We start from the raw sequence: 16,358 nt of genomic DNA, 5'->3' as shown, positions 1-16,358 counted from the left end.
CCAGAGGCCGTATCAACAATAAGATACGGCCTCATTTTATTCGGGTGCCAGTCCTTTAAGCAATTCTGAGGAGGTTTATTAATTTTTTAGTTACCCTTTTTTTTTTGTCTTATTAAATCAATAAAAATTTTGTGCGACCTGCTGTACTTATTCCACTATTACTGCTGTGTTGTTGCCGCCCGGCAGCGCCTGCAGGAAATGAACAATATATAGACCCAACGATTGGTAATATCTCGCCGTTATTACAAACTACTAAACCACAATTGCATCGACCTAACCAGATGATCAGGGTGTATCCTATCCGAAAGGATTATACCGATGATCAGATCACAGCATTTCCCTTACAGGTAGTAGGGCATAATGCAGGAGAAGTATTTTGTATAAAACCTGTGACAGATAGTACGGGATGGGAAAGGAAACAGCTGTATGATCATGAGCAGGAAGAGATTCATCCATGGTATTATCGTAACTGGCTGGTCGAAGATCAGATACAGGTAGAATATGCACCCGGTCGAAAATGCGGTATGTACAGGTTTACGTATCCTGCACATGCTGTGCATCGCGTATTGTTATCGCCTGTAGATAACTGGGTACTGAATGGCAATGGAGAGATTATGGGAACGAGTTTATATCATGGTGATACAAAAGTGTATTTATATGGGCAGTTTGACACGCCTTATGATGCTTCTTTAACTTTTAAAGATAGTATTGTGTCATTGCGATATGCCATTTCTTATATCAGTGTAGCTGCTGCGAAAGTGAGCTTTGAACAGGAGTTGGCCGGGAAAGGATTTAATGAAATCAAAAAAACGGCGGAGGCAGCATGGCACCGTGTGATGAATCAGATCAGTGTAGAAGGTGGTACAGCAGCACAGCGGCGATCGTTTTTTACAGCGTTGTACAGGTGTCATGAGCGCATGGTGAATATCAGTGAAGAAGGTGCTTATTACAGTGGTTTTGATAAACAGGTGCATGCAGATGTGCGGCCATTTTATGTGGATGATGCAACGTGGGATACTTACCAGGCGATGCATCCATTGAGAATGATATTGCATCCGCACCAGGAAGAAGATATGTTAGCATCTTATGTACGGATGTATGAGCAGGGTGGGTGGATGCCTACGTTTCCGAGAGTATATGGGGATCATCCATGTATGAATGGGTTTCATTCTACGATAGTGTTTTTGGATGCATATAGAAAAGGGTTGCATATTCCGGATATGGAGAAAGCATATGAGGGGATGAAGAAAAATGCATTGCAGGCGACGATGTTGCCGTGGAGAAATGGAGGGCTAACGCCGTTGGATATATTTTATGCGCAGCATGGTTATTATCCGGCATTAAAGCCGGGTGCGAAGGAAACAGTGGCAGCTGTAGATACATTTGAAAAAAGACAGGCAGTGGCGGTAACGTTAGGGCATAGTTATGACGACTGGGCATTGGGTGAACTGGCGAAAGAATTGAAGCATGCCGATGATGCGGCGTTTTTTAATGTGCGGTCAAGGGCTTATTTGAATTTGTGGAATGGGGAGAAAGGATTTTTCATGCCGAAGGATGAACAGGGTGAGTGGATAGATATAGATCCGGGATGGGATGGAGGATCTGGGGGCAGGGATTATTATGATGAGAATAATGGTTGGACGTATCAGTGGCAGGTAGCATTTAATATTCCTGCATTGATTGAGATGATGGGAGGGAAGCAGGGATTTGAGCGAAGGCTGGATACATTGTTTCATGCTGATCTGGGCAGACAGCGATACCAGTTCTGGGCGAAGTTTCCGGATGCGACGGGGTTGGTAGGGCAGTTTTCGATGGGGAATGAGCCGGGATTTCATATTCCTTACTTATATAATTATATAGGAAAGGGGTGGAAAACGCAAAGGATGATACGGTCATTGCTGGATATATGGTTCAAAGACAATGAGTTTGGGATACCGGGAGATGAAGATGGGGGTGGAATGAGTGCATTTGTGGTGTTTTCATCGATGGGTTTTTATCCTGTCACGGCGGGTGAGCCTGTGTATACGATAGGTAGTCCTGTATTTAGTAAAGTGGTGGTGCATTTGGAGAACGGGAAGGATTTTACAATGGTGGCACATAATTGTTCAGTGGTGAACAAATATGTACAGGGGGTGAAGATGAATGGGAATGAGCGGAAGGATTTGTTTTTCACCCATGAGGAGTTGATGGCTGGTGGAGTATTGGAATTAGAGATGGGGGATAAACCGCATTTCTAGCTTACATTTCTAAATTTCAGCTTGCATTTCCAGGCTGCCCGTCGGGCCATGTCCTACAGGGAGGTTTCACCGAAGGGGGGTGGAACTTCCCTGTAGTTTTTAAGTACCAGTACTCAGGCGCCAGAAAGTAAAAAAATACTATCCTTCTGGAATCATGTTGATACCCAGGTACTTGTTACGTAATAATAAAAATCACAATATAAATCTCGTTTGTTGCTCAGGTTTTATCAAACTAATCCCCCATACATTGCGTATATTTTGAATGTATTTATACGCTCATTTTTAGTTTACCTATGATACACTTACAAGATAGCACTGTCTACGTAGCAGTCTTTGGAATTTTAGCTTCCTTGATTGTTTTTTTAATGACACGACATTTCTTTTCCCGACATGGCAAGACTGACTACATTAAGAAGTTAGAGATTGCCAATAACGAAATGTTGTATTCCATCAGACCGTTGCTGGTAGAAAAAAAGGTTCCCTCAAAAGAGATCTTAATGGCCGTAAGATTTTCGACTGCTAAAAAGTACGGTGTCGAACAAAATGATCTTTATGATGAATTCTCTTTAACCAGCGATTTAATCAATGAAACAATAGCTAACTCTTTCCTTACATCGGATCAGAAGTTAGAGTTCTGCAATCTTTTACAATCGATCAAGTAAAAGAACGTCGTGTAAACCACATTTAAAGGTCCTTAAGATTTTTTCTTAGGGGCCTTTTTGTTTGTGGAGGTGGCGGCTGATTTTTTTGCTGGAGCAGTTGTTTTTGCTTTTGCAGCAGTATTAGTAGCAGCTGGTTTTCTCGCTAATCTTTTCAGTTCTTTACCAGCGAGTTCTTTTGCTTCTGTGTCCCCAAATTTCAATGCCTGTTCGTAGTACTTCACGGCATTGGTGGTATCTTTCTTTTTATTGTAGATGTTCGCGATGTTGTTGAGTACGATAAAGTCTTTCGGCTCTATTGCAGTTGCCTTCAGGAAGTATCTCAGTGCCATATTGAGATCTCCTTTCATGGTATAGACGATACCGAGATCTGACAGACTTTCCACATGTTTAGGATAGTATTTCAGTACGGTTTCGGCGATTTCCTTCATGTTATCAGCCTGGCTTTTGCCGGAGTTGTAGATGGTGGCTACGTATTCCTGGATAGCGCTGAGCATGAAATCTTCAGGTTTGTCCAGCAATTTGTTGTCAGTCCATTTCCATTTGTTCTGGATGGTGGTGGAGTAATTTAATACATTGACCAGTTCCTGCGTGAGGGCAGCATATTTATACGTTTCGCCCAGCATATATACTTTACCGAAGCGCATATCGAGGCGGTCGGGGTATTTGGCGATGCCGGCGTTGATGTATTTGAAACCTTTACCGAGGGGGTCAGCCCTGTAACCGATTTCGCTGGTATATCCTGTTTGCTTTTTGGCTTTGGGTTTTGTATCAGCGTCGGGGTGGCTTACTTTGGTAACAATTTCAGTTTTACTTCTGCTTACGTAGAAATTGAAATAGGCAATATACAATTCTGCATCGTTTGGACGGCTTTTTTCCCACTTTTCTAACAATTTCTTTTGTTTCGCCGTATCCCCCTGTTCACATAATTTTTCGAACTCCTGTTTGTAATTCTGGGCCAGAATGGAAGTGGTGGACAAAGAGCATAATAGAAGAATTGTAAATAAATGTTTCATAGTCATCATAGGATCTAGGATCGGATAAATAATCAAGCTAATCTTCTGTACAGGGGTTCCTGGAAACAGATGGAATAACATTGTATTACTACAATCTGACATTTGCTGACTTATGCCCATGTCAATTTAGACACTAAAGTATCTGATTGCCTGTAATTTCTGATTTAAACTATTGATTATACAAATATAAGTATATTATAACGTATGGGACATTTATAATTTTATTTTTGGATAGGGCTGCTTATTAAGTGGTCGTTATCCGTTGTATTCGGCTAATCGCTGGAGGAGCGGGAGGAATGCTTCGATGAGTACAAGCTCTTCTGTGGAGAAGAGGTTGTCCATTGCTTTTACGAGCCATTCTTCCTTAATCCGGCGGTTTTCGTCGAGGTATTGTTTACCGCTTGCAGTGAGGGAGATGAGGACTTTTCTTTTATCTGACTCGTCGGAGGTGCGTGCTACGACGCCTGTTTCAACTAATCTATTGATAATCTGTGAAATAGCCTGAGCAGAGATGCGTTCCAGGTCTGCGAGGGCAGATGGGAGCATGCTACCGTGTTGGTCCAATAAGCCCATGGTGAGGAGCTCGGCATTGGAGAATGCGGAGGAGATGTTTTGTTTTCGCAGTTGCCTGGTGAGGCGAGTGACGGTGCTGCGCAAGGAGGCAGCTACCTCATAGGTTTTAGACATTTGGCAAAGGTACTTTAGTTTTTTTGAATTTCCAGCTGGGCAGGTATCTTACATCTTAAGACCTTCGTTATTTACGGGGAATGGAAGAAATCCTTCTGTTTCAATCGTTTTAGATTCATTTTTAGTGATTTTAGACCTTATTTGAAGCGATTTAGCTATTATTTACGATTTGTTTTTAACTTTTTCATGAAATAGAATTCCTTAAAAAGTTGTAATTTTGTAAAGTAACTTTATCAATTTAGTTTAGCATATGAGGATAGTAAGGTCATTTTTAAGCAATTCATCTATATTTCGTTCACTAAAACACAAGAACTTCAGATTACACTTCACAGGTCAATCCGTTTCCCTCATCGGTACCTGGATGCAAAGGGTTGCCATCAGCTGGTTAGTATACCGGATCACGGGCTCTACCTTTTTACTTGGATTGGTTACCTTCTTAAGTTTAATTCCTTCTCTCGTGCTTGCTCCTTATGCAGGGAGCTTTATAGACAGGCATGATAAATACAAAATTGTGTTCATTACCCAGATCGGACTGATGGTACAGGCAGGGATTCTGGCGCTGATTGTCTGGTTGAGCTATTATAATATTATGATGATTGCGACCCTGAGTCTGGCGCAGGGGATAATAAATACATTCGATACCACGGCACGTCAGTCACTGATGGTAGACCTGGTAGATGATAAGGAGGATTTGCCCAATGCCATTGCATTGAACTCTTCTGCATTTAATGCAGCGAGGTTAGTAGGACCAGCATTTGCCGGTTTTATTCTGAGTGCTTTTGGTGAGGACATTTGTTTCCTGATTAACTTTTTGAGTTTCTTCTTTGTAATTGGTTGTTTGTTGCAGATGAAACTGAAAATTAAACAGCAGGAGAAATCAGAAGAAAATATCTGGGCTGATTTGAAGAAGGGATATGATTATTTGCGTGAATCGCCTGATTTGTCTTCATTGATATTGATGCTGGCAGCATCCAGTCTGCTGGTGATTCCATATACTACATTATTACCTGCGATTGCAAAAGATGTATTTCATGGTAATGCCACAACATTTAGCTGGTTTGAAAGTGCAGCGGGTTTAGGTGCATTGTTTGGAGCTGTGTATATGGCGATGTTAAGACCGGGTAAGGATCTGAATCAGTTGACTATTATTTCCAGTATTTTATTTGCAGTTGCTGTCGTGTGTTTAGGATTCTCTTCTCAGATCTGGCTGGCATTGATTGCGACAGGTTTTACAGGTGCGGGTTTGATGGTACAGAACTCAGCGATCAATACATATTTGCAGACACATGCATCTTCAGAAATGAGAGCAAGGACATTGAGTTATTACATCATGGCGTATCAGGGTGTATTGCCGATTGGTAGTTTGATAATGGGGAGTTTGGCGGAAAGATTAGGCGTGAGTGCAGTGGTATTTGCAGAGGGTGTAGCAGGGATATTGATTGTGATTGGATTTATATTGCATCAGCGGAAACTGCATGATGGAGAGTGGATGAGGTCAATGAACCCATTGCGATTCAGGCATTGATAGGATGTAACAACTGTGACGGATGCATATCCAATCCTTTCGCCAATTTAAACAATGTTGTAAAGCTTAGATTTTTCTTTCCGTTTTCGATTCTTGAAATATCTCCCTGATTCACGCCACTGCTCACTTCCAGGTCAAGTAACGTAAGCTGCTTATCCTTCCGGAGTTGCCGGAGGTTGTTGCCGAATACGATTAATATTTTTACCTGTTCTGGAGCCATTTTCTTGTGGCGTCCAAGTTGGGTTAAATGAGTAAAATAATTATTGGGTGATCGCCCAAGATTTGAGAAAAAGATTTACATTCGACGATATTTTAGGGTGAATTTTCGAGGGAGCTACAACATTTTAATAGTAGCCCGATCAATTCAGACATGTTAAAACCAAAATGACACTTACAGGTTCTAAATGACACCCCATTCCTATATCTTTAATGTGATAATATTATGACCGGACGCAAAATCACGATTGATAGCGCTGTTATTTATATGCGTAAGTTGCGGGGCACTTCGCATATGCGTATACGCTTCAAGGAAGATGAGTTTTTATTGTTAAGACACAAAGGTCAGGAGCCTACATTTGAGACAAAGCCGGATTTACCTGAGGACGCATTGGGTAAAATAATCTGGGCGGTATCACATTATTTCCCGCTTAGTGAGCGGGAGAGGTAGGCTGGGCCAGTTTAGTTTTTTTGTTTTGAAAGTGGAATAGGTAGATTAGACTCATTCAATTTTTCTATTTAGAGAGTGGGGCTCATTCAATTTTTCTACTTAAAAGCAGAAGAGGTAGACTTAACTAATTCTATTTTTCTGCCGTCGAGATCTGCAATGACGGCGGTATAGCCCCAGGGGGTGTCTGCTCCTGGCGTCACCAAATTTCCTCCTAATGATAATATGGATTGCACTATGATATCGGGGTTCTCAACTGAGAAGCCGAGGCGGGTGCTTGCGTCCGGAATAGTTTGAGATTTTAAGAGCGGGTAGATTTCTAAAGTGGGAGTGGTGCCTTTGCTGGCGTAGTGCATAGGGCCGTTTCCATGTTGGTGGTATTCGAATTCAAATCCGAGGGCGGTGTAAAACTGAGCCTGTTCGTGTAGTTTGTTGGTACGAATGACGATGAGGTTGCAGGAGATCATAGCATAAAGATAAAAATAAGTCCATGAATTTGGGCAGCTTCCTGCTGCCCAAATTCATGGACCGGGCAGGTAAAAATCGGCTGCCGGAGGCAGCCGATTTTTACCTGGTATTATTTAAAAACTTTTTATACTTTACATTCCACCAAAACGCGCACGTTATGAAATTGTTCCGGATGCTACTGCCGTTCTGTTGCTGCTTTTTATACATTACGCTGTATGCCAACGACGAACCTATAAAAAACCTCGGTATTGAAAACGGCTTATCCAATAACGCCGTCATGAACGTATATCAGGACTACAAAGGCTTTATGTGGATCTGTACCTACGATGGTCTCAACCGCTTCGACGGCTACAAATTCCGCATCTTCCGCAATAAAATCGGCGACTCCACTTCCCTCAATGACAATGGGAATTTCACGATCGAAGGCGACTACCTCCACCGTATCTGGCTCGGAGGCCGCAAAGGTATTAGTGTATTCAACCCCGTCAATGAGCAATTTACCACCGCCCGTTTTACCCCTTATAAAAGCCCCACTCCCCGCCCTGAAATCGGCGTTATCCACATTATCCGCGCCGGCGATAGTGGAAAAACCGTCTTAGCAGGTACGGAACGTGACGGCCTCTTATTATTTCATGAAAATGTATACGCCGGTATCCAGGTACCCATCATTCAAAATACCACTACCCTCACCAATTACGAAGTGACCGGTATCGACTTTGACCACAATATTGCTTTTGTATTTGTACAAGACATTGGCCTTTGCAAATACAATCCACAAACACGATCCCTGCAAATCATCAATCAGAGCATCCGCCAGGCAAACTGTCTTCGTAGCGATCAGCAAGGTGGCCTATGGTTAGGTACTGATAATGGCTTGTTCCGATACAACCTTACTAATAATTCCTTCTCCGAAAATTACATCCAGACCCACAACAAAGTCGTAGGCCTCTGCATAGACAAAACCGGCAGGATCTGGGTAGCCTCTGACGGGGCAGGTGTCTTCATCGTCTCTTCCCGTGAAAATATCAATAAGTGTCAATTGAACAGTAATGCGGTATATGCTGTATATGAAGACAGAGAAGGTCGTATGTGGATCGGCACTTTAAGAGGTGGAATCAGCATTGTCGCCCCTCGGCGTAATCCATTCGAACTCCATCGTTTCAATGGGGAAAACACGGTGTGCAACTTTATCCTTTCCTTCTGCGAAGGAGTGAATAGCGATATCTGGATCGGCACTGATGGCGGAGGTCTCAAGCACTGGGACAGACCCCATAATCAATTCACTGCTTTCACTGCCGACGCTACCAAACCCAACGCTATCAGTAGCAACTTTATCACCTGCATTCTTCGTGATGCGCAGGATGATATCTGGGTGTCCACCTGGTTCGGCGGCATCAACAGGTATAAAAAAGGCAGTAACGCCTTCGAGCATTTTCATTGCAACAACCCCACTACCAATACTACTGAAAACAATGTATGGGTTGTATACGAAGATGCACAGAAACAGATATGGGCCAGTACCACCAATAATGGTACCCTCTATACTTTCAACAGAACGACCAACCAGTTCGAACTCTTTGACAATACCCTTATCAACATCCAATGCCTGGCCGAAGATGCCCAGGGACATCTGTGGGGTGGTAACTACCAGGACCTGATCTCCATAGACAGGGCACACAAACAACACAAGGTTTTCCACATTGGTTACACCGTACGCAGTATTCACGAGGATAAACATGGCAACTTCTGGGTAGGCACCGATGGTGGTGGCTTATTACAATTCAATAAACAAACAGGCCGTTTTATTCGCTATACAGAAACAGATGGTTTACCCAGCAACGCTATCCTGCGAATCATCGAAGATAACAGCGGCGATCTATGGCTCAGTACTTTCAATGGTCTGGCCAGATTTAACCCGCAGACAAAAATCTGTCGTAGTTTCTCACAATCTGATGGTCTGCAAAGTAACCAGTTCAGCTACAATGCGGCACTGAAACTCAGCACCGGTGAGTGTATGTTCGGGGGTATCAAAGGCTTCAATGTCTTTTTCCCGGATAGTATTTACGACCAGACTACTTTGCCGCCGGTATTCCTCACTGGTATCAGAATTAGCAATACCCCTGTTGAACAGGAAGGCAAATATATTTCCAAAAGCGCGCTTGAAAATGTAGAGGAATTAAAGATCCCTTACGACAAAGCAGCTATTTCCCTGGACTTCGTCGCCCTGGAATATACTTCTCCGGACAAGATCAATTATGCCTACCGACTGGAAGGCTGGGATAAACAATGGAACTATGTCGGTGAAGCACGCACCGCAAATTATACCCGTCTGCAGGAAGGCACGTATATTTTTAAAATCAAAGCCACCAGTGCCGAAGGTCTTTGGGGGCCAGAGATCAGCACGATCCGCATTATTGTATTGCCACCCTGGTACAGAAGCTGGTGGGCATACTTATTATATACTGTGGCAATAGGAGGTCTGTTATATGTTTTTATGCGTTATCGCTCCAGACAGGAACGCCTTGATTACGAAATTCGGCTTGCGCACCTGGAAAATGAGAAAGAAAAAGAGCTGAATGAGAAGAAGTTATCTTTCTTTACTCATATTTCACATGAATTTAGGACACCTTTGAGCTTGATTATCAATCCTCTTAAAGCATATACCCAGGACCCGGAACTCAGTATTGTCTATAGAAATGCACGCAGACTACTCAGTTTAGTGGATCAGTTACTCCTGTTCAGAAAAGCTGATTCAGGTGGAGATACATTGAAAATCAATAGACTGGATATGGTGGAGCTATGCAAAGAAGCTTTTTTGTGTTTCTCTCAGCAGGCAAGACTCAAAAATATCGACTACCAGTTCGAAGGCGGACAATGTCCGATCGAAATGTATGTAGATGATGAGAAGATGGAGGTGGCCTTATTCAATTTATTGTCCAATGCTTTCAAATTTACCCCTGATGGTGGAAAGGTGGTCTTTAAAATTCGTGAGTTATTCACAGAAGTGGAAATTTCCATACAGGATTCCGGTTGTGGTATTCCTATTACTACCGGTAACCGCATTTTTGATAAATTCAGCAGGGTAGGTGGGCGTCAGACAGGTTTCGGGATCGGCCTTTATCTCGTGAAGCATTTTATTGAAAGTCATCATGGTAGTATTACTTACCATAGCCGCCAGCAGGAAGGCACTACTTTCGTCATTCGTTTGCGCAAGGGTCTCGGTCATCTCACCGGGTATGACTTTGCCACCAATGAGCGCTCCGCCATTTTGCAGGAACTGATGGAAGAAACGACTGTACCTGTGAAAAAAGAAGAAAAACTCCTGCCTGAAGAAATGGTCACAGAGAAAAGATCCCTACTTTGCATTGATGACAATGCTGACATCCGGGCGTACCTCCGGCAGTTATTTTCTGACCATTATATAATATATGAAGCAGAAAACGGGGATGACGGATTTGCCATGGTGCAGGAGCAACTCCCGGATCTTGTGATCAGTGATGTACAAATGCCGGGTATGGATGGATTGGAACTCTGTACCAAAATCAAAAATACAGAAGCCCTGAGCCACATCCCCGTGATCCTCCTGACCTCTGCCCATGACCTGAAAATCAAAGGGATAGAAGAAGGGGCGGACGATTACATCACCAAACCATTTGATAAAGACCTGTTGCTGGCCAAGGTGCAGACCCTTCTGAAAAACAGGAACCTGCTTCGCCAATACTTCCTGGACAGCATCACCTTACAAAAAAGTACAGTCAAAGTTCCCGCTGCCTACCGGGACTTCCTCAATAATTGTATCAGTATTATAGAATCCAACCTGGGAAATGAAGATTTCTCTATCAAAACCTTCACGCAGGCTATCGGTATGAGTCATTCCAGCTTATACAAAAAGGTAAAATCCATTTCCGGGCAGACGATCAATGCCTTTATCCGTTCTATTCGACTTCGCAAAGCGGCGATGCTGATGATAAAGGAAGATTATACCATCAATCAGGCAGCTTTTGAGGTAGGCATTGGCGATGTGAAGTACTTCAGAGAGCAATTTGTAAAGCTCTTTGGCATGAACCCATCCGAATATGTAAAGAAGTATCGCCACTCTTTTAACCAGGACCTTACTATCGTAAAAGAGGGGTAATTGAACGAATTTACCCCCTTTTTTAAATGATTTACCCCCCTTCCCAAGGGGGGTAAAGTCCCTAATTTGCCCTTGTCTTGATCAATGAAAAACTGATAATCAACCGTTTACTCATCCAAACAGAATTCCGTTATGAAAAAAGTCTTGCACAGGCACGTGCGGCAGTTGCCCTTGTTTCTGCGACTGTCATTGCTTTTAGTATTCATGTTCCCTGTATTTATTGCACAGGCCCAGGAGGGCAAAATTTCCGGTAAAGTGGTGTCCGGGGGACAACCAGTTCCGGGTGTAACAGTGAAAGTTAAAGGGACTAACCAGGGAGCTGTGACCGACATCAATGGTCACTATACCGTCACTGCAAAACAGGGAGATACCCTTGTATTCAATCACATGTCTTACGCTGCTCAGTCTATCGCCGTTGCAGGGCCTTCCGTGAATGCAACGCTGAGTGAAAACTCGCAGACTGTGGGCGAAGTGGTAGTAGTAGGTTATGGTACCCAGAAAAAGGAGACCCTGACCGGATCTATCTCCGTCGTAAAAGGTGCGGACATTGTAAGAAGTCCGCAACCGAACGTATCCAACTCACTCGCAGGTCGTTTCTCTGGTGTGATCGCCAACAACCGTGCTGGTGAACCGGGTTATGACAACTCCAACATTTACATCAGAGGTCTGGGTACCACCGGTAACAACGATGTACTTGTAGTGGTAGATGGTGTACCAGGTCAGATTGGTGGATTATCAAGACTGGACCCTAACGATATTGAAAGCATCAGCGTACTGAAAGACGCTTCTGCTGCAGTATATGGTAGCCGTGCAGCGAATGGTGTGATCCTCGTAACCACCAAGAGAGGTAAAACCGGTAAGCCGGTGATCAATTACACCTTTAACCAGGGTTTTTCTTCCCCTACCCGTTTGCCAAAAATGGCGGATGCACCCACCTTTGCTGCGATCCAGAATGAGATTGCGTATTACACCGATCCGGCAGGTGGCATGAACCAGTATTATACGGACGAAGAGATCCAGAAATACAGAGATGGTTCTGATCCGCTGAACTACCCTAATACTGACTGGCAGAAAGTGGTGCTGAAAAAATCAGCGACACAGCAGCAGCATAACCTGGCAGTAAGCGGTGGTACGACTGATGTAAGATATTATGCATCTCTCGGTACGATCAGCCAGGATGGTTTATATAAAAATGGTGCGACAAAGTACAATCAGTATAACTTCCGTTCCAACATCGATGCGGATGTAACTAAAAGACTGAAAGTAAGTCTGTACCTCAGCGGCAGAGAGGAAGATCGTAACTACCCTGTAACCAGTGCCGGCGACATCTTCCGCGCTATTTACAGGGCTTATCCTACCATCGCACCTTACTACCCTAATGGATTACCTACTTATGGTATAGAAGGGAGTAACCCTGCACTGATAGGCACCAGCATAGGTGGAACCAGCCGCAACCCTACACAGGTATTTAATGGTATACTGAAAGGTGCATACCAGATTCCAGGAGTAGAAGGGTTGTCACTGGATGGATTTTATTCTATCGACAAATCCTGGAGCTTTATCAAGACGTTCAGCAAACCTTATTCCGTATACAACTACAATTCAACGACCGGTGCTTACGATAAGACAATCGTAGGTGGTTCAAACGGGTTAGCAACTTTGTCAGAAGGACAATTAAACAGAACCATGATGGTGTCCAACATCAAACTGAACTATGCACATCAGTTTGGAAAACACAACATCGCAGCGTTTGTCGCTTATGAGCAAAGTAAAACATCTCAGGATTCACTGGGTGCTTACCGCATGAACTTCCCATCTTCCACTACACCGGAACTGTCACAGGGTGGTCCTGCCAGTGAAGACAAAAATAACTCTGGTAACAGCTATAACTTTACCCGTAAGAGTTATTTCGGTAAACTGGCGTACAACTACCAGGAGAAATACCTGGTAGAAGCGCAGGCACGTGTGGATGGATCCTCCGCATTCCCAAGCGGGCATCAGTATGGTTTCTTCCCATCTATCTCTGCTGGTTACCGCATTTCACAGGAGCCATGGTTTAAGGGTGTGAAGTTCATCAATGACCTGAAACTCCGTGGATCTTATGGTTCATTGGGTAATGATAATATCTCCCTGTTCCAGTACTTTGACAACTACTCATTCAACAGTCAGTATGTAATCGGTGATGCGGTACATGCGGGTATTGACCTCACTAAACTGGCTAACCAGAATATCACCTGGGAAGTAGCGAAGAAACTGGACGTAGGTCTGAATGCAATATTCCTGGATCATTTCAACGTGGAGTTTATTTACTTCCAGCAGAAACGTTCTGATATCCTCACCCAGCGCAATGCTTCTATTCCTGGTACTTCAGGCATCGTAAACCCTTATGGTTCCGATCCGCTGGTGCCTGCAGAGAACATTGGTAAGGTAAACAGTAATGGTATTGAAGCTACACTGGGATACAACAATGTGACTAAAGGTGGCTTCCGTTATGGTATCAATACCAACATCACATATGCAAAGAGCAAGATCATCTACATCGACGAAGCGTCTGGTACACTCGATTACCAGCGTCAAACCGGTCATCCGATGAACACCTCTTTATTGTATAATGCGATTGGTATATTCAGAACACAGGAAGATCTGGATAAATATCCACACCTGGCCAATGCACAACTGGGTGATCTGATCTACCAGGATTACAACAACGATGGTGAGATCACAGCTGATGACCAGACAAGAACAAAGTATGGCAACATTCCTGAAATCACATATGGTATTCTGTTGAATGGAGCATACAAAGGTTTCGATGCATCAGTTGTATTTGCAGGGCAGACACATGTAAGTCAGTATGTACTGCCTGAATCAGGTACAATCGGAAACTTCTACAGCAGCTGGGCAGATAACCGTTGGAGCCCAACCCATACAGATGGAACTTATCCAAGAGTAGATACCCGTGCATCATCTTCCGTAAATGGTGGTTTGTATGCGAACAATTTCTGGCTGAACAATGCATCCTTTCTCCGTTTGAAGAACGTAGAGTTGGGGTATACGATCAATGCAACGTTGCTGAACAGGGCAAAGATCAGTTCACTCCGTGTGTATGCCAGCGCTTACAACCTGTTCACGATTACAAAAGTGAAAGATTACGATCCGGAAGGAAACAGCAGCAGCGGACAGTTCTATCCGCAACAGCGTATTGTGAACCTGGGGCTGAATGTTAAGTTTTAATTCTGAAAAATTACGGTCATGAGAAAGATTCAATATTTTTTATACCTTCTGGCAATAGGATTTGTGTCCTGCAAGAAGAATTACCTGGATATCGTGCCTACGGACCGTGTGTCTGACGTGGCAGTGTTGTCCGACTCGCTTTTGTTTGAAGACTATGTGATTAACCGATACATGGGTGTAAAGCTCCAGGATAAAGAAGCGGAGGGTACGCCTCCGGGTTTTGGAAGAGGATTTGAATACGCGATGTGGTGCTCACTATCAGATGAATCTATTTATAATAATGATGATAATACCTGGTTGGTGCAACAGGGTTTGCTGGCACCAGAAAACACAGGTATTACCGGTACACTCTGGGCTAGAAGTTATCGTAGCATCAGGGAGGTAAACTATGCCCTGAACAACATCGCAGTAGTGCCAATGAGTGAGGGATTGCGGAATAAGCTGAGAGGTGAATTACACTTTATCCGTGGGTTCCGTTACCAGGATCTGATCCGCAACTATGGTGGTGTAGTGATGGTGGGTGATAGTGTGTATAACCTGGAGGATAATCTGGCAGATCCAGCTTTGTATACCCGTGCATCTTTGCAGACATCTATGGATTATGCGATAAAGGAAATGGATTCAGCAGCTTATTATTTACCATCAGCAAATGATGACTCATGGGAATTGGGTCGTGCTACCAAAGGTGCGGCACTGGCACTGAAATCAAGGCTGACACTGTATGCAGCGAGTCCGCTTTACAATGCAGGAACCTGGGCAGATGCAGCAGCCGCTGCAAAAGCGGTGATGGATCTGGGCCAGTATTCAATTGATGCAGACTATGGAGGATTGTTTAAGAACTCAGCGAGTAAAGAGATCATTTTCGAAAGACTATATGTAATTGGTGCAAGACATACCTGTTTAGAAATTGCCAACGGACCAAATGGTTATGGCGGATGGGCGGGTAATACACCATTGCAGAATATAGTAGATGCGTATGAAATGAATAATGGTCTTCCTATTACCGATGCGAGCTCCGGTTATGATGCATCAAACCCCTATGCTAACAGGGATGCGCGTTTCTATGCTTCTATTCTGTACAATGGTGCGACCTATAGAAACAGTACGATCGAAACATTCACACCAGGAGGTAAAGATAGTCAGGATGGTAATTCGAACTGGAATACATCCAAGACAGGTTATTACCTGAAGAAGTTCATGGACGATACGAATCCGATCGACAACCCATGGAATGTGGCAGGATTACAACCATGGATTTATTTCCGCTATGCAGAGATCCTGCTGAACTATGCAGAAGCACAGAATGAAGCAGCGGGACCAGATGCATCAGTATATGCAGCAGTGAACCAGGTTCGTCAGCGTAGCAGTGTCAATCAACCTGCATTGACGACAGGTTTGACACAGGATGAAATGAGAACGGCTATTCAGAGAGAAAGACAGGTAGAGCTGGCATTTGAAGAGCATCGTTTTTATGATGTGAGAAGATGGAAAATTGCATCTACGACTGAGAATGTGCCGGCATATGGTATGACGATCACGAAGTCAAACGGGGTATATACATATACCAGGAAGACAGCGCTGGCCGGACGTTTATTTGCTGACAAGAACTATTGGCTGCCAATTCCAAGATCTGAGATATTGGCGTCTAATGGTCAGTTGACGCAGAATACGGGGTACTAATAGTGTGATGCCGGTGCCAACAGGGCGCCAAAAGTTCACCAAAAGAGCATCAAAAG

The 16,358-nt window shown here is 43.7% G+C and carries 10 protein-coding genes; 6 read left to right on the top strand and 4 right to left on the bottom strand.

Going from position 1 to position 16,358, the window contains the following annotated elements; genetic code table 11:
• Nucleotides 1-131: 131 nt before the first annotated feature.
• Nucleotides 132-2,237 carry a GH92 family glycosyl hydrolase gene (locus QQL36_RS02565; protein WP_321568794.1) on the top strand — a complete coding sequence of 702 codons (2,106 nt, stop codon included), beginning with the start codon at nucleotides 132-134 and terminating at the stop codon, nucleotides 2,235-2,237.
• A 694-nt stretch (nucleotides 2,238-2,931) separates the two neighbouring features.
• On the opposite strand, the gene QQL36_RS02560 is transcribed toward QQL36_RS02565, so the two are convergent.
• Both QQL36_RS02560 and QQL36_RS02555 read right to left on the bottom strand, forming a co-directional pair.
• A complete protein-coding gene (locus QQL36_RS02560) occupies nucleotides 2,932-3,912 on the bottom strand; it encodes a tetratricopeptide repeat protein (protein WP_321568793.1) in 981 nt (326 codons plus the stop codon).
• Nucleotides 3,913-4,167: 255 nt separating this feature from the next.
• The gene (locus tag QQL36_RS02555) at nucleotides 4,168-4,599 is read right to left on the bottom strand and encodes a MarR family winged helix-turn-helix transcriptional regulator (RefSeq protein ID WP_083720221.1); all 432 of its coding nucleotides are present in this window, start codon (nucleotides 4,597-4,599) and stop codon (nucleotides 4,168-4,170) included.
• Between the two features lie 250 nt (nucleotides 4,600-4,849).
• On the opposite strand from QQL36_RS02555, the gene QQL36_RS02550 reads away from it, so the two are divergent.
• On the top strand, nucleotides 4,850-6,124 hold the full coding sequence (locus QQL36_RS02550; RefSeq protein ID WP_083720222.1) for an MFS transporter: 1,275 nt from the start codon (nucleotides 4,850-4,852) through the stop codon (nucleotides 6,122-6,124).
• Here QQL36_RS02550 and QQL36_RS02545 read toward each other — a convergent pair.
• Nucleotides 6,114-6,344: a helix-turn-helix transcriptional regulator gene (locus tag QQL36_RS02545; protein ID WP_321568792.1), complete on the bottom strand. Its 231-nt coding sequence runs from the start codon at nucleotides 6,342-6,344 to the stop codon at nucleotides 6,114-6,116. The genes QQL36_RS02550 and QQL36_RS02545 overlap by 11 nt on opposite strands.
• Before the next feature lie 222 nt (nucleotides 6,345-6,566).
• On the opposite strand from QQL36_RS02545, the gene QQL36_RS02540 reads away from it, so the two are divergent.
• Entirely contained in the window at nucleotides 6,567-6,791 is a 225-nt protein-coding gene (locus QQL36_RS02540) for a hypothetical protein (protein ID WP_083720224.1), read from the top strand.
• Between the two features lie 95 nt (nucleotides 6,792-6,886).
• On the opposite strand, the gene QQL36_RS02535 is transcribed toward QQL36_RS02540, so the two are convergent.
• Nucleotides 6,887-7,255 carry a VOC family protein gene (locus QQL36_RS02535; protein ID WP_321568791.1) on the bottom strand — a complete coding sequence of 123 codons (369 nt, stop codon included), beginning with the start codon at nucleotides 7,253-7,255 and terminating at the stop codon, nucleotides 6,887-6,889.
• A gap of 158 nt (nucleotides 7,256-7,413) precedes the next feature.
• On the opposite strand from QQL36_RS02535, the gene QQL36_RS02530 reads away from it, so the two are divergent.
• From QQL36_RS02530 to QQL36_RS02520, 3 genes are all read left to right on the top strand, one after another.
• Nucleotides 7,414-11,391: a two-component regulator propeller domain-containing protein gene (locus QQL36_RS02530; protein WP_321568790.1), complete on the top strand. Its 3,978-nt coding sequence runs from the start codon at nucleotides 7,414-7,416 to the stop codon at nucleotides 11,389-11,391.
• Nucleotides 11,392-11,523: 132 nt separating this feature from the next.
• Nucleotides 11,524-14,622 carry a TonB-dependent receptor gene (locus QQL36_RS02525; protein ID WP_321568789.1) on the top strand — a complete coding sequence of 1,033 codons (3,099 nt, stop codon included), beginning with the start codon at nucleotides 11,524-11,526 and terminating at the stop codon, nucleotides 14,620-14,622.
• A gap of 18 nt (nucleotides 14,623-14,640) precedes the next feature.
• A complete protein-coding gene (locus QQL36_RS02520) occupies nucleotides 14,641-16,302 on the top strand; it encodes a RagB/SusD family nutrient uptake outer membrane protein (protein WP_321568788.1) in 1,662 nt (553 codons plus the stop codon).
• The last annotated feature ends 56 nt before the right edge of the window (nucleotides 16,303-16,358 follow it).

It is taken from the genome of Chitinophaga sp. LS1 (assembly GCF_034274695.1).
Classification (GTDB): domain Bacteria; phylum Bacteroidota; class Bacteroidia; order Chitinophagales; family Chitinophagaceae; genus Chitinophaga.
Note: the sequence above shows the minus strand (reverse complement) of the source record. Positions and strands in the feature narration are given on the sequence as shown.

Bases quoted from the DNA above. Each gene is read 5' to 3' on its own strand.
- QQL36_RS02560 (WP_321568793.1), bottom strand. From the start codon at position 3,912: ATGAAACATTTATTTACAATTCTTCTATTATGCTCTTTGTCCACCACT.
- QQL36_RS02555 (WP_083720221.1), bottom strand. From the start codon at position 4,599: ATGTCTAAAACCTATGAGGTAGCTGCCTCCTTGCGCAGCACCGTCACT.
- QQL36_RS02550 (WP_083720222.1), top strand. From the start codon at position 4,850: ATGAGGATAGTAAGGTCATTTTTAAGCAATTCATCTATATTTCGTTCA.
- QQL36_RS02545 (WP_321568792.1), bottom strand. From the start codon at position 6,344: ATGGCTCCAGAACAGGTAAAAATATTAATCGTATTCGGCAACAACCTC.
- QQL36_RS02540 (WP_083720224.1), top strand. From the start codon at position 6,567: ATGACCGGACGCAAAATCACGATTGATAGCGCTGTTATTTATATGCGT.
- QQL36_RS02535 (WP_321568791.1), bottom strand. From the start codon at position 7,255: ATGATCTCCTGCAACCTCATCGTCATTCGTACCAACAAACTACACGAA.
- QQL36_RS02530 (WP_321568790.1), top strand. From the start codon at position 7,414: ATGAAATTGTTCCGGATGCTACTGCCGTTCTGTTGCTGCTTTTTATAC.
- QQL36_RS02525 (WP_321568789.1), top strand. From the start codon at position 11,524: ATGAAAAAAGTCTTGCACAGGCACGTGCGGCAGTTGCCCTTGTTTCTG.
- QQL36_RS02520 (WP_321568788.1), top strand. From the start codon at position 14,641: ATGAGAAAGATTCAATATTTTTTATACCTTCTGGCAATAGGATTTGTG.